Genomic DNA, 18,181 nt, shown 5'->3' with positions numbered 1-18,181 from the left:
CGCGTGAGGGTCAGGCGACCGAGACCGTCGTCTCGTCCCAGCCCGTCGCGCCGTCGGGGGCCGGCGGGGCGGTGTCGGAGGTCTGCGTGCTGCCGTCGGCCGAGACCGCGCGGCAGCGCACGGTGTGCGAGCCGGTCGTGGCATCCCACGGGAGACTCCACTGCACCCACGTGTCGGCCGAGATCGCGCTCGCGAGCGTCGCCGCCTGCCAGGGGCCGTCATCGATCTGCACCTCGACCCCGGCGACGCCGACGTGGTTGTGCCACGCGACTCCCGCGATGACCGCGTCGCCCGCGGCCACCTGCGCACCCGCGCGCGGAACGTCGATGCGCGACTGGAGCTTGACCGGTCCGCGCTCCGACCATCCGCGCGGGGTCCAGTACCCCTCGGCGCGGTCGAAGCGCGTGACCTCGAGCTCGCTCACCCACTTGGTCGCCGAGACGTAGCCGTAGAGCCCCGGCACGACCATGCGCACGGGGAAGCCGTGCTCGAGGGGGAGCGGTTCGCCGTTCATCCCGATCGCGAGCAGGGCGTCGCGGTCGTCGGTGAGAGCCTCCAGGGGACTGGATGCCGTGAACCCGTCGACCGAGCGCGAGAGCACCATGTCGGCCTCGGCGGTCGGCTTCGCGCGCGCGAGGACGTCGCGGATCGGCACGCCGAGCCAGCGGGCGGTGCCGATGAGCGACCCGCCCACCTCGTTCGAGACGCAGACGAGGGTGGCGACCGTCTCTTCCGGCGACATCGCGATGAGGTCGTCCCAGCGCAGCACGACCTCCTGCTCGACGAGTCCGTGCACGCGAAGGGTCCACGTCGCCGGATCCACCTGGGGCACGACGAGCGCGGTGTCGATGCGGTAGAAGTCGGCCGAGGGGGTGATGACGGGCGCGAGGCCGTCGATGCCGAGTTCCGCCGCCGCGGGCACGGCCGTCGTGGTCGTCGGTGTCGGCAGGCGCAGGGTCGCGCGCACGGCGCTCACCGCGCGGGCGCCGGAACTGAGCGCGAAGGAGCCGGCGGCGGCGAGCGCGCCCGCGGCGACCGCGATGCCCGAGAGGGCGAGCACGCTCCGGCGGGTCACGCCCTCGTCGGCCGCGATTCCCGAGCGCGGCCCGCGACGCAGGCGCCCGATGAGCCACGCCGTCGTCGCCGACGCGGCCCCGGCCGCGACGATCGAGGGGACGGGCGACAGCATGACCGCGTCGGGCCGGGTCAGCGCCACGAGCGCCCCCACGACCCCCAGCGCGCCGAGGACGACGCGGCCCCACGGGGGGCGGCGCCACTCGAGCGCTCCGGCCGCACCCGCGACCGCGAGCAGCAGCACAGCGATGCCGACGAGGAGCGCCGCCTTGTCGCCGGTGCCGAAGAGGCTGATGGCGAGGTTCTTCGCCCACGCGGGGGCGATGTCGATCATTCCGCCGCCGATGACGGCGAAGGGGCTCGCGGCGGGGGCGACGATGGCTGCGGCGAGTTCGCCGAGCCCGGCGCCGAAGACGGTTGCGCCGAGGGCTGCGCCGGCGGCCGTCAGGTCGCGGGTTCGAACGGAGGGGGAGGGCACGAACGGAGCCTATGGATGCCGGGACCCGCGGGCGCCGTCGGCATCGGAACTCACAGCCAACCGGCAACCTGCGGCCGTCCGGCTCGCGCCGTCCTCCAGCGGTGTCGAGCTCTGCGCAGGCCCTCGCCTGCCCGCACGCGAGTAGCGTTCTGGCATGCGCCAGAGCCTGCGGTCGATCCGCCGCCCGGCGGCCGCGGGGGCGCCGGCGTTCGACCTGACGTACGTGCGTGCAGGTCCCCGGGAGGTGACACCCGTGCTCGTCATCCCGGGTGGCCCGGGCCTGGCCTCGGTGCTGCCGTACCGGGGCCTCCGGCGGTGGGGGGCGAGCGGCGGACTCGATCTGGTGATGGTCGAGCATCGCGGTGTCGGCCGCTCCCGTCGCGGCCGGGACGGCCGGCCCCTGCCGCCGGAGGCGATGCGCATCACCGCGGTACTCGACGACCTGGTGGCCGTTCTCGACGCCGAGGGGATCGACCGTGCGGTCATCGTCGGCTCTTCGTACGGCAGCTACCTGGCGATGGCGTTCGCCGTGCGGCATCCGGAGCGAGTCGCATCCATGCTGCTCGACTCCGCGCTGCAGTCCACCCGGGACATCGGTCTCGAGCGGGCGCGTCTGCGGGAGGTGTTCTGGGATGCCGATGACGACCTGGCCCGCGGGGTGAAGCGTCTCATCGCGGGAGGTGTCGCCCCACGCGTCGTGCTCGACATCGTGCGTGCGGCGTACGAGTTGGGCGGGGCGGACCTCGTTCGTGGCCTCCTGCGGCACCGTCCCGGGCTCACCTGGCGGGCGTTGGGCGCCTACGCGACGCGCGACGGGGGGCTCCCGCGCATCCCGGGGATCTACGAGTTCGACCTCGTCGGCACGATCGGGTTCCGCGAGCTGGGGTACGCCGGCTCACCCGACGGGCACCCGCTGGATCCGGTGCTGACCTACCTGCCGCTCGCGCCCGGCTTCCCGGCATTCGAGCGCGAGCCGTACGACCTGGTGGAGGCGGTGCGCTCCTTCTCCTTCCCGCTCGTGGTGCTCTCGGGCGACCGGGATCTTCGCACGCCTCCGGCGATCGCCGAACGGGTGGCGGCGTCGGCACCGGATGCCACCCTGGTGCGCATCCGCAACGGCCACAGCGCCCTCGACACCCATCCGATGGCGTTGTTGAACGCGACGCGGCGGCTGGTGCGGGGGCAGCAGGCGCGTCTGCCCGCGGACGAGGAGGCGCTCGACCGATTGCCGAGGAGAGGATTGTCGGCGTCGTTCCCCGGACTGCTCGTGCACGTCGCGCATCTCGACGCTCTCCTGCGCCGGCGCGTGCTGCCGCGCTGAGCGGCTCCGCGACGAGGCGCGACGCGTGCCGGTCGACGGACGATCAGCGTGATCGTGGTGTCTTCGGCGCCCGGTCCTCCGCCAGACCGTCGTGTTTGGCGACGAAGGCCACCACCGTGCGCAGGGCGAGCGCGAAGCCGACGACGACCACGACGCACACCGTGGCGCGGTGGGCCCAGAGCAGGAGGGCGGCGGTCGTCAGACCGGCGGCGATGGCAGCCGCCCACGAGCCCGTACCGGCGAGGAGGATCGTCGCGGCCGTCGATGCGATCGTCGCCGCCAGACGGAGCAGTGTCCACGAGTCCGCGCGCGGACCCCTCGCGCGCCCGTCGGAGGGGGTCGATCGCGCACGCGTCGCGGCGCTCGACGTCTCCGCCACGGGTGGCGCGCCGCGAATCGCACCCGGCAACGTCGGGACGCGGCCGGTGGGGTGCGCCGCTGCGGGCCGCGCGGGCTCAGGCGGACGCACGTTGTGCTCGATGTGCGTCTTCGTGTCGCTGCCAGGTGGCGGCGTCCAGCATCAGCCCGGACGACGTGGCGGCCTGATCGGCGAGCTCGCGGAGGTATCCCCCGGACAGGGGCGTGGACTCCGCGCTGTCGTAGAGGAAACGCAGGGAGATGGACGGCTGGATCCAGAGGGTCGTGCGCGCGCGCTGAGCGGGCGTGTCCGTCCAGGTGATGGTGAACGACTCGTTCCGACGCAGCTTGGTGGACAGGACGACCTGGAGGTACTGCAACAGGCGGTCCTCGATGTCTATGGGCTGCGGGTCGGAGCCGTAGAAAAGCATTCCCATGATGACTCCTGACGTGGCGGGTGGTCGAAGAGTGCTGAGGACGAGGCGGGCGGCGTTCACGCGCGAGCGGATGCCAAAATTTCAACCTCGATGATCATAAACCTAGCAGATAGTAAACGCATTTAGATAAGTTTGTTGATCATCACGAATCGTGAAAATCAATCACGGTGAAGGTCAGTCCGGGAATCTTAGGGCGTTAGGTATAGTTTCGGGACCACACGGAACGACGGGAGCGCATCGATGACGGCGGAATCGGGCGAACCCTCGTCTCTCATGGCCGCGCTGACGCACTACTCGCGGGAGCGCGAAGCGGCAGCTGTGAGAGCGCGGAAGCAGCTCGGCGTCAACGAGCTCGATGCGAAGGCGATGTCGTTCGTCGGGGAGCACCCCGGAGTGAGGCCGTCGGAACTCGCCGGCCATCTCGGCGTCACGTCCGCGGGTGTCACGACGATGGTGGAACGCCTGGTGCGACGCGGCATCCTCCGCCGTGAGGCCGACGAGGCCGACCGACGTGTCAACCACATCCACCTCGCGATCGACCTCGCGAAAGAGCCGTGGTCCCAGCTGGCGCGCTTCGACGACACGTGCCGACGAATCATCCAGGGACTCGACCCGCAACTCGAAGCCGACCTCGCGGTGCTGCTCCGGCAGACCACGATGGCCGCGAGCGAGCAGGCCGAGCGGGTCGACGTCATCTCGGCGGAGGAGGCCTCCGCCGCCTGATCAAGACGCGGAGTCCGCCTCGCGGAAGCTCATCAGGTGTTCCACCGACTTGGCCTGAAGGAACGAGCACAGGTCGGCGACGTTCTTGAGTTCGCGGCACAGGTCGTAGATCCCCTCGGGGGACAACTCCGTGATCTCAGGCTGCGCTTCGATCGTGACGCGCCACTCCGGGCGCCCCACCGCGACGGCCTGCAGGTAGACGGATGTCGTGGCGTTGCTCAGCGGGTAGACCACGAGCCCGCTGTCGCGGCCGTCCACGGCCTCCTGATCGGCGACGTACGCCACACCACCGCCGTCGGCGCCACTGGCGGTGTGCTCGTCGAGCCAGGCCTGCAGCGTCTCTTTGCTCCGGAACGGCACCGTCCGCACCCTCGAATCTTCCCGGCGCGATCGTCGCGCCGCATGAATCGTACGTCATTCTGGCCTCCGTCCAAGAGTGCGATGGCTCGTCGCGGGCCGGCACATCCCACGGGGATGGGCCCCGCCGGGTGCGGCGCGACCTCGGCTGGGGTGTCCGGGACCCACCGCGGTGTCAAGGATCTGCACGAAAGACGTTCGCGCGCGGATCCTGACGAGGTGATCGACGGCGACAATCCCGCATTCCCCCTGCTCGTGCCCCGTGGCATCCCCGACCTCGAGCGCGTCCGAGTCGCCCTGGAGGGGGCGGATGCCGTCGACGGCCTCGGCACCGACATCTCCGCTACCCTCGCGTGGGCGGCGGAGGTCGCCCCGCCTGCCTCGGTCTCAGCGACCTGGGAGCTGCTCGCGTCGATGGCAGCGCGCGACGTCGCCGCCGCGCGCGTGCTCGAGCCGCACCTCGACGCGCTCGGCATCCTCGACGAGGCGGCGGCGTCGGGCTTCGCACCCGACCTCGACTTGACGGGCACCTGGGGGGTCTTCGCCGCCGAGGGGCCGGGCATGCGGCTCGAGGCACGACACCGCGCGGGCATCTGGACGCTGCACGGAACCAAACCGTGGTGCTCGCTCGCCGCCGACCTCGACCGCGCACTCGTCACAGCCTGGATCGACGACGAGCGACGTGGGCTCTTCGCGCTCGACCTGCGGGATACGGCCGTCACCGCGCGCCGGGACCCGTGGCACGCCCGCGGGCTCGACCGCGTCGTCAGCGCCCCGATCGACGTCGAGGGTGCGCGGGGCGTGCCGGTGGGGGATGCCGGATGGTATCTGCGTCGGCCCGGCTTCGCGCACGGTGGGGTCGGGGTCGCAGCGTGCTGGTGGGGCGGCGCCGTCCCCCTGCGCGCAGCGCTCGCCGACGCCGCCGCCGGTGATCGCGCCGACCAGGTCTCGCGCGTGCACCTCGGCCGGGCCGATACGGCGCTGTGGGCCGCCCGCGCCGTTCTCGTCGAGACCGCACGGGTGTTCGACGCCGGGGGCACGGCATCCGAGGGGCTCCGTGCCGCCCGCGCGCGCACCGTCGTGGCCGACGCCGTCGAGACGACGATCGCCGAAGCCGCCCACGCCCTCGGCCCCCTCCCCCTCGTCGCCGACGAGGCGCACGCGCGGCGGGTGGCCGACCTGCAGGTGTACGTGCGGCAGCACCACGGCGACCGCGACCTCGCGAGGATCGGTGCGGATGTGGCACGGGGAGGAGGGGCGTGGTGAGTTTCGACCATCGCGACGCGGGTACCGACGAAGACGTCTGGGCTGCCGCCCTCCGCCGCGACCTCCCGCCGCTCGACCTCGACGTGGACCGTCTGGTCGTCGTCGCCGCCCATCCCGACGATGAGACCCTCGGGGCGGCCGGCCTCCTGGCCACGGCCGCCGTCCGCGGCATCGCGGTCGAGCTCGTCATCGTGACCGACGGCGAGGGGTCGCATCCCGATTCGGTCACCCACACTCCTGCGACGCTGGGGATGCGGCGTCGCCGCGAACTGCGCACCGCCGTGGCGCGGCTCGGACTCGACGCCGAACCGCTGTTCCTCGGCCTCCCCGACGGCGGCACCGACGACCACCGGGACGCCATCTCGGCAGCGCTCGGCGCGGCCCTCGACCGCGCCGGATCCGACCGCACCGTCGTGCTGTCGCCCTGGCGCGGGGACGGGCACCGTGACCATCGCGTGGTCGGCGAGATCGTCGAGGAGGTGTGCGCCGCCCGCGGCGTACGCTCGCGAGCGTTCCCTATCTGGCTGTGGCACTGGGGCGGTCCCGCCGACGTGCCCTGGGATCGCGTCGAGCGTGTCGTGCTCGACGCCGCGGCGCGGGATGCCAGGACCCGGGCCCTCGACGCGCACGCGAGTCAGCTCCTGCCGTTGTCGGCGGCTCCGGGCGACGAGCCGACGGTGCACGCCCGCATGCGCGCACATGTCGAGCGGGATGCCGAGGTGTCCTTCGCGCCGGAACGGGGCGACCGTGCGCTCGCCGCTCGCCCCGCGACGGAGGACGCCGCGCCGTCGGATCAGCCGCCCCCTGTCCCGGCGGAGCCCCCGCGCGACCCCGCTGTGCCCGCGCGCACCTCGGACTCAACCGTCGGCCAGGCGTACTTCGACGACATGTACGACCGTCACGACGACCCGTGGGGGTTCGACTCGCGCTGGTACGAGAAGCGCAAGCGGAATGCCCTGCTGGCCGCCCTGCCCCGGAGTCGCTATCGCGCGACGTTCGAGGCCGGGTGCTCCACCGGGGCGCTCACCGTGCGGCTGGCGGAGCGGAGCGACCGCGTGCTCGCCGTCGACCTCGCCGCCGCCGCCCTCGACCGGGCCCGCCGACGGATGCCGCACGAGACGAACGTGGAGCTGCGCCGCGGCATCCTGCCCGGCGACTGGCCCGCGGGGACGTTCGACCTCGTCGTGCTGTCCGAGGTCGCCTACTACTGGGCCGGCGCGGATCTGGGTCGCGGCCTCTCTGCGGCCGTCGCGTCCCTGAGCGCCGATGGCCATCTGGTGGCCTGCCACTGGCGGCACCCCGTGGCGGAATACCCCCGCAGCGGTGACAGCGTCCACGCGGCGCTCGCCGGACGGGGCGACCTGGTGCGTCTGGTCCGTCACGAGGAGGAGGACTTCCTGCTGGAGGTGTTCGCACGACCGGGGGCGCGGTCGGTGGCGACCGAGGCCGGGCTCGCATCGTGAGAGCGGTGGCCGTCGTCATCCCCGCGCATGACGAAGAAGGATTGATCGATCGGTGCCTCTCCGCGGTCGCACGCGCGGTCGCGCACGCACGGGAGCGCGATCCCCGTCTCGTGGCGAAGGTCGTCGTCGTGCTCGACGCGTGTACGGACGACACCCCTGCGCGGGTGCGCCGATGGCCCGTCGAGGCCGTCGAGCTCACCGCACGCCGTGTGGGTGCGGCCCGGCGCGCCGGTGTCGCCCACGCCCTGTCTCTGCTCGAGGCGAGCCCGCACGACACGTGGATCGCGATGACGGATGCCGACACGGTCGTGCCCCTGGACTGGATCAGTCACCAGCTCGACCTCGCCGCCGGTGGGGTCGACCTGGTCCTCGGAACCGTGCGACCCGACTTCGCCGACCTCAGTGCGCGGCACGCCGCCTACTGGCGAGCGACGCATCACCGCGGGCGCCCGCCCGGCAACGTCCACGGCGCCAACCTCGGTGTGCGGGCGAGCACCTACATCGAGGCCGGTGGCATCCCGGATCTCCTCGAACACGAGGATGTCGCCCTCGTTCGCGCCGCCCGCGCGATCGGGGCGCGGGAGTGCGCGAGCGACGTGCACGAGGTCGAGACCTCGGGACGACTCATCGGTCGGACGCCCGCCGGGTACGCGGGATTCCTCACGCGCGTGCACGCCTGGATCGACGCTGCGCCCCTCGCCGCACCGGGGCCTTGACGCATCGACCGGGGGCTCGTCAACCACCTCGCCGGGGGCGGCGGGGCGGGCGGACACTGATCGATCCCGGAGCGAAAGGTACGACCATGAAGGCACTGACCTGGCAGGGCAAGCGCACCGTAAGCGTCGAGGAGGTCCCCGACCCCGAGATCCTGGAGCCCACCGACGCGATCGTCAAGATCACCTCGACCGCGATCTGCGGCTCCGACCTGCATCTGTACGAGTTGTTCGGCCCGTTCATCGACAAGGGCGACGTGCTCGGCCACGAGCCCATGGGCGTCGTGGTCGAAGTGGGATCGGCCGTGACGAACCTCGCCGTCGGCGACCGCATCGTCGTGCCGTTCAACATCTCGTGCGGGCACTGCTTCATGTGCCGCCGCGGGCTGCAGTCGCAGTGCGAGACCACGCAGGTGCGCGAGTACGGTAGCGGCGCCGCGCTCTTCGGATACACGAAGCTCTACGGACAGGTGCCGGGCGGTCAGGCCGAGTACCTCCGCGTGCCGCTGGCCGACTACAACCACATCCGCGTGGGCGACGACCTCCCCGACGACCGCTATCTCTTCCTGAGCGACATCGTCCCCACCGCCTGGCAGGGCGTGAAGTACGCCGACGTCCCCGAGGGGGGCACGCTCGCCGTCATGGGGCTCGGTCCGGTCGGTCAGTTCGCGGCCCGCATCGGCGTACATCTCGGCTACCGCGTGCTCGCGATCGAGCCCGAGGCCGACCGCCGCGCGATGGCCGAGCGCCACGGCGTCCTCACCTACGATCTCACCGACACGGTGGTCGAGGAGCTCCTCGACCTCACCGAGGGGCGCGGAGCCGACTCCGTGGTGGATGCCGTCGGCATGGAGGCCCACGGCAACGGCGGTGTCAAGCTGGCGCAGGGCGCGATCGGGCTGCTCCCCGACGCCCTGGCGCAGAAGCTCATGGACAAGGCCGGTCTCGATCGCCTCGCCGCCGTGTACGCCTCGATCGACCTCGTCCGTCGCGGCGGCACCGTCTCGCTCAGTGGCGTCTACGCCGGCGAGGCCGACGTGCTGCCGATGAAGACGATGTTCGACAAACAGATCGCCTTCCGCATGGGCCAATGCAACGTCAAGCGGTGGATCGACGATCTGCTGCCGCTCGTCGAGGACCCCGCCGACCCGCTGGGCGTGATGGACCTCGTGACCCACCATGCCCCGCTCGACGACGCCCCCGGCCTCTACGAGACGTTCCAGAAGAAGGAGGACGGCTGCATCAAGGTGGTGCTGCGCCCCGGCACCTGAGTGCGTGAGAGGTTGTTTTCGGTCGCCGGGCACGCAGCCAGGCGACAGAAACTGACTCCTCACGCGTCGGGACGGCGTCAGGCGCGCCCGGCGTGCACGGCCTCGAGGGCAGCGGCATCCGTCTCGCTCATGCCCTCGATGGGCTCGCCGTCCCACACGATGTCGTCGCCGAGGGCGGCGAGCACTTCCTTGCGGTCGCCGTGCGAGATCTTCGCGCCGTGCACGATCGTGGCCGGACTCCAGAGCATCGCGGCGTCGTCCCACCACCCGGCACCGACGTCGCGCACGTGCAACAGGTCGTGCAGGGTCTTCGGCAGGTGCGAGAGCGGCTCGGTGAACGCGTCGGCGATCACGGCGAGGGTGATCTGCCGCTGCGTGCCGGGGATCGCCACGACGGGCTCGGCGAGCTCGCCGCCGATCGCCTTCGATACGTCTGCGGCCTCGAGCAGGATGATGCCGTTGGTGGGGCGCGGGTTGCACTCGATGATCTTGTAGTCGGGGGCGGCCTCGCTGCCGTGGTCGACGAAGTCGAACGAGATCTGGCCCGTGAAGCCGGGGTCGAGCGCGTCGACGAGCTGCTGCGTGTAGCGCAGGGTGTCGGTGCTGTCGACGGCCACGAAGGCGATCGCGGTGGAGTGCGCCCACTGCTCGGCGGCCTTGTAGGTCGTGTGCGCCTGCACGGTGCCGTCGACCACCACGCTGTAGGTGCACACCATGGGGCCGTCGACGAACGGCTGCACGAGCCACGGCTGCTCGGCGGTGGGTACGCAGTCCTCCACGGGCACCTTGCCCGCGAGCGGACCGGTGTTGGTCAGGAGGCCCACACCGCCACGCGAGAAGGCCGCGCGGGCGAAGTATCGGGGGAACCCATCGATCGCCGCGCGCAGCTCGTCGGGCGAGGTCACCACGACCGTCTCGGGGATGGGCACCCCGGCGGCTTGTGCGAGACGCTGGAAGCTCGCCTTGTCGTGCAGGCGCGCGAGGTCGCCGAAGCTGCCGGCATACAGGCGCACCCCTTCGGGCAGGTCGGCCGCGCGGGCGGCGAGGTAGAAGACCTCCTCGAAGGTCGGGATGATGACCTCGATCCCGTGCTCCTCGACGTAGGCGCTGACCGTCGCGATGAAGCGATCGGTCTCGAAGCGCGGCGACGGCGTCGTCAGATGCCCCGCGAGGAAGCGCGAGTGGCTGCCGACCGCTCCTTCGTACGTGTCGGCCGCGAACACCGTGTGCCCCACGCTCCCGAGCTTGCGGATCAGATCCAGGGCGAACGTGTTGCGGGAACTGGTGACGAGCACGCGCATGGAGGCACCCTTGTCGTTGCGGCGGACGGTGGGCGTCACTCTATCCACACCCCCAACACCCCGACGTCGTCGTGCGGGAAACGTGTCGGCAACACGGTGCTGAGTAGAGTCTCAGCATGGGTGACCTGTTCGACGGTTACGGCTCCACGCTGGCGCCGCGCAAGACCGCATCCGGCATCCCGGCGTACGACGAGATGTTCGGTGCCCCGGCCGCGGCCGGCGACACCGCCCCCTCTCGTGAGGCGTACCGGGAGCTGTACCACGCACTGGCGCAGATGACCCAGGAGGAGCTGCGGGGACGCACCGAGTCTCTGGCGAGTTCGTATCTGGCGCAGGGCGTCACGTTCGACTTCGCGGGCGAGGAGCGACCCTTCCCCCTGGATGCCGTGCCCCGGGTCATCGCGTACGACGAGTGGTCGCGCATCGAGGCGGGCGTGAAGCAGCGCGTCCGCGCGCTGGAGGCGTTCCTCGACGACGCCTACGGCAATCAGCACTGCGTGCGCGACGGCATCCTGCCCGCCGGTCTCATCTCGTCGTCGCAGTACTTCTACCGTCAGGCGGCCGGCATCCGCAGCGCCAACGGTGTGCGCATCCAGGTGTCGGGCATCGACCTCATCCGCGACGAGCACGGCGAGATGCGCGTGCTCGAAGACAACGTGCGCGTGCCCTCGGGTGTCTCGTACGTCATCTCCAACCGCCGGGTCATGGCGCAGACCCTTCCCGAGCTGTTCGTGTCGATGCGGGTGCGCCCCGTCGGCGACTACCCCAACAAGCTTCTCGCTGCGCTCCGCGCGTCGGCCCCGCCCGGGATCGACGACCCCAACATCGTCGTGCTCACCCCGGGTGTCTACAACTCGGCGTACTTCGAGCACACCCTGCTCGCGCGCCTCATGGGCGTCGAGCTCGTCGAGGGCCGAGACCTGCTGAGCATCGGCGGCAAGGTGTTCATGCGCACCACCCGCGGACCCCAGCGCGTCGACGTCATCTACCGCCGCGTCGACGACGACTTCCTCGACCCGCTGCAGTTCCGCGCCGACTCGATGCTGGGTGCCCCCGGTCTCATGCTGGCCGCGCGGCTCGGCAACGTCACGATCGCCAACGCGGTGGGCAACGGTGTGGCCGACGACAAGCTGCTCTACACGTACGTGCCCGAGCTGATCCGGTACTACCTCGCCGAGGAGCCGATCCTGAAGAACGTCGACACCTGGCGTCTCGAGGACCCGGGCGCGCTCGAGGAGGTGCTCGACCGCCTGCCGGAGCTGGTGGTCAAGCCCGTCGACGGCTCCGGCGGCAAGGGGCTCGTCGTGGGCCCCGACGCCTCGCCCGCCGAACTCGACGCGCTGCGCAAGCGGCTGAAAGCCGATCCGCGCGGCTGGATCGCTCAGCCGGTGGTCATGCTCTCGACCATCCCGACGCTGGTGGAAGACGGGATGCGACCGCGTCACGCCGATCTGCGCCCGTTCGCCGTGAACGACGGCGACGACATCTGGGTGCTGCCCGGCGGCCTCACCCGCGTGGCGCTCCCCGAGGGGCAGCTCGTGGTGAACTCCAGCCAGGGCGGCGGGTCGAAGGACACGTGGGTCGTCGGCGGTTCCGCGCCCTCGCACGTCGAGTACGGCCAGGGCAACGGCGTATCGGGACTCGTGGCCGACCAGGCGGCGGTGACCGAGGCGATCCCGATCATCTACGACGGTCAGCCCGCACCCGCCACCTCGCCGCGCGATCACCGCCCGGGTCGAGACCAGCAGGAGCAGCAGCAGCAGGCGGAAGCGGGCGTGCAGCACGGCCCGCAGGCCGAGCAGCAGCAGCAGGCGCGCCAGCGGGGTCCAGACCCTTCGACGGGCTCAGGGTCCTCGGTCGCGCCCGCGGGTGACGGACGGGAGCCGGGATCATGCTGAGTCGCATCGCCGAGAGCCTGTTCTGGATCGGCCGCTACATCGAGCGCAGCGACGGCACGGCGCGCATCCTCGACGTGCACCTGCAGCTCCTGCTCGAAGACCCGTGGATCGACGAAGATACCGCGTGCCGATCGTTGCTGAGCGTCATGGGTTCGGCCTGGCCCGAGAACGTCGACACGGTGCGCCGCGACGACGTGCTCGCCCGCCTCGCCGTCGACCGCATGAACCCGTCGAGCATCGCCTACTCGCTCACCGCGGCCCGCGAGAACGCGCGCCGCGCGCGCGAGATCGTGTCGACCGAGCTCTGGGAGACCCTCAACACCACCAACTCCCGGATGCCGCGGCGCCTGCAGACCGACAAGGTGCACGAATTCTTCCAGTGGGTGCGCGAGCGTGCGGCCCTGGCGATCGGCATCGTCGACTCCTCCACCAACCGCGACGAGGCGTGGCAGTTCTTCACGCTCGGCCGCAGCATCGAGCGCACCGACATGACGGCACGCCTTCTCGCCACCCGCTCGCTCACCGAGGTGTCGGGTCCGTCGTGGACGACGATCCTGCGCTCGTGCGGAGCGTACGAGGCGTATCTGCGCACGTATAGGGGGATGCCGAGCGCCCGCAACGCCGCCGAGTTCCTTCTGCTCGACCGCCTGTTCCCCCGCTCGATCATCTTCTCGATCCAGCGGGCTGAGGACTGCATGAGCGCGATCGATCCGCGCGCCGACCGCGTCGGTCACTCCAACACGGTGCTGCGCGCTCTCGGGCAGATCCGCAACGACCTCGAGTACCGCCCGGTGAGCGAGATCCTCTCGGAACTGCCCGAGCACATGCAACGCGTGCAGACGGTCACGAGGGAGGCGTCGGAGGCCATCCGATCGCGGTTCTTCCCGACGCAGGCCGAGCCCAGCTGGATCGGAGAGATCTCGTGACCCGCATGTACTCTCCGCGACCGGCGGCGCCGAGAGCCCCGCGTCGGACGAAAGGGATGACGCGATGAAACGACTGCGCATCGAACACCAGACCGGCTTCGTGTACCCGGGCGACGTCTCGGCGTCGTACAACGAGGCGCGCATGCTGCCGCACTCGACGGAGAGCCAGTTCGTGCTGAGCTCCTCGCTCGACATCGAGCCGTCGACCTCGGTCAACCAGTACGTCGACTACTTCGGCACGCGCGTCGCGGCCTTCGACGTGTTGTCGCCGCACTCGTCGCTGATGATCACGGCGCGCTCCCTCATCGAGGTGCGGCCTCGCCCGATCGAGCACAGCGACATCACCTGGGAGCAGCTCGCCGCCGAGGCCGGGCGATCGATCTCGACCGTCGAGCAGCTCACGCAGACCCGCCGGACGGCCCCGCATCCGGAGGTCGCCGCCTTGGCGCGGTCGATCGCCGCTCAGCACGATCGTCCGGGCCCCGCCGCCCACGCCATCGCCGAGGCGGTCGGTGACGCCATCGACTACATGCAGGGCGTCACGGGAGTGACCTCGACGGCGGTCGACGCGTGGGAGGCCCGCAAGGGCGTCTGCCAGGACATCGCCCACATCGCGATCGGGGCGCTCCGCGAGGTCGGCATCCCGGCCCGCTACGTCTCGGGCTACCTGCACCCGAAGCCCTCCGCCGAGGTCGGCGAAGCGGTGACGGGGGAGTCGCACGCCTGGGTGGAGTGGTTCGCGGGCGACTGGCAGGGCTTCGACCCCACGAACAACATCGAGATCGGCGATCGTCACGTGCTCGTGGGCCGCGGTCGCGACTACAACGACGTGCCGCCGCTCCGGGGCGTGTACGCCGGTCCCGGTCGCAGCAACCTCAAGGTGAAGGTCACGATCACGCGCGAGACGTGAGCTCCCCGCATCCCGGGGCGCGCTGCCGGGGCAGGCGGAAGAGAAGCGCGCGCTCGTCCGCCACTGCACCGTCCGGATGACACCGGGCCGGGCCGTCGCGGAGATCGAGGCGGCAGTGGTTCCGCCCCGGGTGGGTGCGGGCTGTGGCGACGTCAGACGCCCGCCGTGCGCCTGATCTGCTCCTGCACCTCGCGGTGCAGGTCTACGAGGCTGCCCGACTCCCCGCGGTCGACGCGGCGTGCCCACTCGTCGAGGGTGGTCCGCATCTCGAGCCCGGCCACGCCGGCGGCGGTGCGCACTTCGAGGTCGGTGCGTCCGATGCGCGCGGCGATCTCGGGGATGAAGCGATCGGATGACGTGACCTCGCGCCGGATGGCGGCGCCCAGCAGTCCCGGTTCGTGGGCGATGAGCCGGCGCACGCGCAGATAGCGTTCGCGCGCGCGGGGGTCGGCATCCAGGTTCTGCAATTCGCGGGCGAAGACCGCGCGCAAGCCGGTCATGAGCGCGGAGATGTCGTCACCCGCCGTCCCGACTCCCTGCAGTGCCTCGACGAAGCGTTCGTCGTCGATGAAGACGGCGTCCTCCTTCGTGCCGGCCAGGCGGAAGAACGTGCGGGGCGAGACACCCGCGCGCGCCGCGATCTCGTCGACCGTGGTACCCGCGACGCCTTTCTGCTCGAAGAGGTCGAGGGCGGCGGCGCAGATCTCGACCGAGGTCTCGCGACGGCGGCGGTCGCGCAGGCCCTCGACGGGGGGCGCGGAGGTGCTCATATCCGATACAGTAGTCGATGTCTTATTGGCAGTGTCTGCCAACTTGTCTTGCTCTGCTCAGATTGGACCACCATGGTCGCCACCGGAACCGTCCCCACCGCCGCCCCGCCCGGAAAGGCCGCCGCCCGACCGGGCGCGGTTATCGCCCTCCTCGTCGTCGCCGCATTCGTCGTCATCCTCAACGAGACGATCATGGGCGTCGCGCTTCCCGAGCTCATGCGCGAGCTCGACATCACCGCCGCCACCGCACAATGGCTCACCACGGCGTTCTTGCTGACCATGGCCGTCGTCATCCCGGCCACCGGTTTCCTCATCCAGCGCTTCCCGCTGCGGACGCTCTTCTTCACCGCGATGGGGTTGTTCACCCTCGGTACCGTGATCGCCGCGATCGCCCCCGGGTTCGGCGTGCTGCTGCTCGGTCGCGTCGTGCAGGCCTCGGGCACCGCCATCATGATTCCGCTGCTGTTCACGACGGTGCTCAACGTCGTGCCCGCCCATCGTCGCGGCCGCATGATGGGGCTCATCTCGATCGTGATCTCGGTCGCCCCCGCGGTCGGCCCCACCGTGTCGGGCCTGATCCTGTCGGTGTTCCCGTGGCGTGCGATGTTCATCGTCATGGTGCCGATCGCGCTGGTCGCGATCGCTCTCGGTGCCCGGTGGGTGCAGAACCTCACCGATACGCGCCGGGTCACCCTCGACGTCACCTCGGTTGTGCTCTCGGCCCTCGCCTTCGGCGGCATCATCTTCGGTCTGTCGAGCATCGGCGAGGCCGCCGGTGGGCACGAGATCGTTCCCGTGTGGATCCCGCTGGTCGTGGGAGTCGTCGCGCTCGCCGCGTTCGTCGTGCGTCAGCTGCGCCTGGGAGCGACCGACCGGGTGCTGCTGAACCTCGAGGTCTTCCGCCACTCGGCCTTCACCATCGCGGTGATCCTCGTCGTGGTGGCGATGACGACGCTGTTCGGCGTGCTCATCCTGCTGCCGCTCTACCTGCAGAACGTCCTCGGCCTCGGCACCCTGCCGACGGGCCTGATGCTTCTGCCCGGCGGCCTGGTCATGGGCCTCATGGCCCCGATCGTCGGTAACCTCTTCGATCGCTTCGGCGCACGACCGCTCGTGCTGCCCGGCGCGATCGTCGCGAGCGCCGCGCTGTGGGGCTTCTCGACGCTCTCGGTCGCGACGCCCATCGGCTTCGTCATCGCGGTGCACTGCGTCCTGAGCCTTGGTCTGGCGTTCATGTTCACCCCGTTGATGACCTCGGCGCTCGGTTCGCTCCCGCGCGAGCTGTACCCGCACGGCTCGGCGATCGTCTCCACGGTGCAGCAACTCGCGGGAGCTGCCGGCACCGCGGTCTTCGTCACGCTGATGACGGTGGGATCGGCGGCGGCCGTCGCCGATCAGGGCGCGTCGGTCGTGGATGCCACGGCCGCCGGCATCCACTCCGCCTTCTTCGTCGCGGCGTGCCTGTCGCTCGCGGTCATCGTGCTCGCGGCGTTCGTGCGGACGCCGACCCAGGTTGAGGGCGCGGAGGCGATGCCGGCCCACTGATGCTGGTCCTGGGGGCTCTCGCGGGCGTAACATGTGGTCAGACCACACGAAAGAGAGAACCCCCATGGTTCAGCGCCAGCTCCCCAAAGTCGGCGAGCTCCTCGAGCTCATGCAGTTCAAAAAGCCCGAGCTCGACGCGCGAAAGCGCCGCCTCGACGCGGCGCTGACGATCGCCGACCTCCGCACGATCGCGAAGCGCCGCACCCCGAAGGCGGCGTTCGACTACACCGACGGCGCCGCCGAGGGCGAGCTGTCGCTCGACCGCGCTCGTCGTGCGTTCGAAGACGTGGAGTTCCACCCCGACATCCTGCGTCCCGCGGCGAACGTCGACACCTCGTGCGAGATCCTCGGCGGTCCCTCCGCCCTGCCCTTCGGGATCGCGCCCACGGGCTTCACGCGTCTGATGCAGACCGAGGGCGAGACCGCGGGGGCCTCCGCGGCGGCGGCCGCCGGCATCCCGTTCACCCTGTCGACCCTCGGCACGACCTCCATCGAGGACGTGAAGGCGGCCACCCTTCGAGAGCCTCAGGGACCGATCCCCGGGAGGAACTGGTTCCAGCTGTACGTCATGAAGGACCGCGCCATCTCGTACGGTCTCGTCGAGCGGGCCGCCAAGGCTGGGTTCGACACCCTGCAGTTCACCGTCGACACCCCGATCGCCGGAGCGCGCCTGCGCGACAAGCGCAACGGCTTCTCGATCCCCCCGCAGCTGACCGTCGGCACGATCGTCAATGCGATCCCGCGCCCGTGGTGGTGGATCGACTTCCTCACCACCCCCAAGCTCGAGTTCGCCTCGCTGAGCACCACCGGCGGCACGGTCGGCGAACTGCTGAACGCCGCGATGGACCCCACGATCAGCTACGACGACCTCGACGTCATCCGCGGCATGTGGCCGGGCAACATCGTCGTCAAGGGCGTGCAGAACGTCGCCGACGCCGCGCGTCTGGTGGACCTCGGCGTCGACGGCATCGTGCTGTCCAACCACGGCGGCCGCCAGCTCGACCGCGCGCCCATCCCCTTCCACCTGCTGCCGAAGGTCGTGCGCGAGGTGGGGAAGGACGCCACGGTCATGGTCGACACCGGGATCATGAACGGCGCCGACATCGTGGCATCCATCGCCCTGGGGGCGAAGTTCACCCTCATCGGCCGCGCCTACCTCTACGGCCTCATGGCCGGTGGGCGTCGGGGCGTCGACCGCACCATCGCGATCCTGCGCAGCGAGATCGAACGCACGATGACCCTCCTCGGAGTCTCGTCGCTCGACGAGCTCGAACCGCGGCACGTCACGCAGCTCACCCGCCTCGTGCCGGTGGCCGACCAGGCGGCCGACGCGCGGGTGTGACAGCCCGCCGGAGTTCATAACCTCAGCGA

At 70.9% G+C, this 18,181-nt stretch carries 17 protein-coding genes; 11 read left to right on the top strand and 6 right to left on the bottom strand.

Features of this window, described 5'->3' with window-relative positions; all coding sequences use genetic code 11:
* Positions 1-10: 10 nt before the first annotated feature.
* Positions 11-1,552 (bottom strand): molybdopterin-dependent oxidoreductase, encoded by a 1,542-nt coding sequence (locus ACTJJP_RS09450; protein ID WP_440774761.1) that lies wholly within the window; start codon positions 1,550-1,552, stop codon positions 11-13.
* Positions 1,553-1,706: 154 nt separating this feature from the next.
* On the opposite strand from ACTJJP_RS09450, the gene ACTJJP_RS09445 reads away from it, so the two are divergent.
* Entirely contained in the window at positions 1,707-2,873 is a 1,167-nt protein-coding gene (locus ACTJJP_RS09445) for an alpha/beta hydrolase (RefSeq protein ID WP_440774760.1), read from the top strand.
* Between the two features lie 43 nt (positions 2,874-2,916).
* On the opposite strand, the gene ACTJJP_RS09440 is transcribed toward ACTJJP_RS09445, so the two are convergent.
* Positions 2,917-3,252 carry a hypothetical protein gene (locus ACTJJP_RS09440; RefSeq protein WP_440774759.1) on the bottom strand — a complete coding sequence of 112 codons (336 nt, stop codon included), beginning with the start codon at positions 3,250-3,252 and terminating at the stop codon, positions 2,917-2,919.
* Between the two features lie 76 nt (positions 3,253-3,328).
* Positions 3,329-3,667: a DUF7882 family protein gene (locus ACTJJP_RS09435; protein ID WP_440774758.1), complete on the bottom strand. Its 339-nt coding sequence runs from the start codon at positions 3,665-3,667 to the stop codon at positions 3,329-3,331.
* Between the two features lie 273 nt (positions 3,668-3,940).
* On the opposite strand from ACTJJP_RS09435, the gene ACTJJP_RS09430 reads away from it, so the two are divergent.
* Positions 3,941-4,390, top strand: coding sequence for a MarR family winged helix-turn-helix transcriptional regulator (locus tag ACTJJP_RS09430; RefSeq protein WP_440774757.1), 450 nt, complete (start codon positions 3,941-3,943; stop codon positions 4,388-4,390).
* On the opposite strand, the gene ACTJJP_RS09425 is transcribed toward ACTJJP_RS09430, so the two are convergent.
* On the bottom strand, positions 4,391-4,750 hold the full coding sequence (locus tag ACTJJP_RS09425) for a hypothetical protein (protein WP_440774756.1): 360 nt from the start codon (positions 4,748-4,750) through the stop codon (positions 4,391-4,393).
* 216 nt (positions 4,751-4,966) lie between these two features.
* Here ACTJJP_RS09425 and ACTJJP_RS09420 point away from each other — a divergent pair, with 216 nt between their 5' ends.
* From ACTJJP_RS09420 to ACTJJP_RS09405, 4 genes are all read left to right on the top strand, one after another.
* On the top strand, positions 4,967-6,013 hold the full coding sequence (locus ACTJJP_RS09420; protein ID WP_440774755.1) for an acyl-CoA dehydrogenase: 1,047 nt from the start codon (positions 4,967-4,969) through the stop codon (positions 6,011-6,013).
* Positions 6,010-7,476: a PIG-L family deacetylase gene (locus ACTJJP_RS09415; RefSeq protein ID WP_440774754.1), complete on the top strand. Its 1,467-nt coding sequence runs from the start codon at positions 6,010-6,012 to the stop codon at positions 7,474-7,476. The genes ACTJJP_RS09420 and ACTJJP_RS09415 overlap by 4 nt, the downstream gene beginning before the upstream one ends.
* Positions 7,477-7,481: 5 nt before the next feature.
* Positions 7,482-8,192: a glycosyltransferase gene (locus tag ACTJJP_RS09410; RefSeq protein WP_440774753.1), complete on the top strand. Its 711-nt coding sequence runs from the start codon at positions 7,482-7,484 to the stop codon at positions 8,190-8,192.
* An 86-nt stretch (positions 8,193-8,278) separates the two neighbouring features.
* The gene (locus ACTJJP_RS09405) at positions 8,279-9,460 is read left to right on the top strand and encodes a zinc-dependent alcohol dehydrogenase (RefSeq protein WP_440774752.1); all 1,182 of its coding nucleotides are present in this window, start codon (positions 8,279-8,281) and stop codon (positions 9,458-9,460) included.
* Positions 9,461-9,537: 77 nt separating this feature from the next.
* Here ACTJJP_RS09405 and ACTJJP_RS09400 read toward each other — a convergent pair whose 3' ends face one another.
* Complete coding sequence (locus tag ACTJJP_RS09400) at positions 9,538-10,800, bottom strand: carbamoyl-phosphate synthase large subunit (RefSeq protein WP_440774751.1); 1,263 nt, start codon at positions 10,798-10,800, stop codon at positions 9,538-9,540.
* A gap of 77 nt (positions 10,801-10,877) precedes the next feature.
* Between ACTJJP_RS09400 and ACTJJP_RS09395 the strand changes: the two genes are divergently transcribed.
* The 3 genes from ACTJJP_RS09395 (at position 10,878) to ACTJJP_RS09385 (ending at position 14,495) form a co-directional block, all read left to right on the top strand.
* Positions 10,878-12,659: a circularly permuted type 2 ATP-grasp protein gene (locus tag ACTJJP_RS09395; protein ID WP_440774750.1), complete on the top strand. Its 1,782-nt coding sequence runs from the start codon at positions 10,878-10,880 to the stop codon at positions 12,657-12,659.
* Positions 12,653-13,585 carry an alpha-E domain-containing protein gene (locus ACTJJP_RS09390; protein ID WP_440774749.1) on the top strand — a complete coding sequence of 311 codons (933 nt, stop codon included), beginning with the start codon at positions 12,653-12,655 and terminating at the stop codon, positions 13,583-13,585. The genes ACTJJP_RS09395 and ACTJJP_RS09390 overlap by 7 nt, the downstream gene beginning before the upstream one ends.
* Before the next feature lie 64 nt (positions 13,586-13,649).
* The gene (locus tag ACTJJP_RS09385) at positions 13,650-14,495 is read left to right on the top strand and encodes a transglutaminase family protein (protein WP_440774748.1); all 846 of its coding nucleotides are present in this window, start codon (positions 13,650-13,652) and stop codon (positions 14,493-14,495) included.
* Between the two features lie 152 nt (positions 14,496-14,647).
* Here ACTJJP_RS09385 and ACTJJP_RS09380 read toward each other — a convergent pair whose 3' ends face one another.
* Positions 14,648-15,265 (bottom strand): TetR/AcrR family transcriptional regulator, encoded by a 618-nt coding sequence (locus tag ACTJJP_RS09380; RefSeq protein WP_440774747.1) that lies wholly within the window; start codon positions 15,263-15,265, stop codon positions 14,648-14,650.
* A gap of 72 nt (positions 15,266-15,337) precedes the next feature.
* Here ACTJJP_RS09380 and ACTJJP_RS09375 point away from each other — a divergent pair, with 72 nt between their 5' ends.
* Both ACTJJP_RS09375 and ACTJJP_RS09370 read left to right on the top strand, forming a co-directional pair.
* The gene (locus ACTJJP_RS09375) at positions 15,338-16,810 is read left to right on the top strand and encodes an MDR family MFS transporter (RefSeq protein ID WP_440774746.1); all 1,473 of its coding nucleotides are present in this window, start codon (positions 15,338-15,340) and stop codon (positions 16,808-16,810) included.
* Positions 16,811-16,874: 64 nt separating this feature from the next.
* The gene (locus tag ACTJJP_RS09370; protein WP_440774745.1) at positions 16,875-18,152 is read left to right on the top strand and encodes an alpha-hydroxy acid oxidase; all 1,278 of its coding nucleotides are present in this window, start codon (positions 16,875-16,877) and stop codon (positions 18,150-18,152) included.
* Positions 18,153-18,181: the final 29 nt, after the last annotated feature.

This window comes from Microbacterium sp. 22296, assembly GCF_052045385.1.
Taxonomy (GTDB): Bacteria; Actinomycetota; Actinomycetes; order Actinomycetales; family Microbacteriaceae; genus Microbacterium.
Note: the sequence above shows the minus strand (reverse complement) of the source record. Positions and strands in the feature narration are given on the sequence as shown.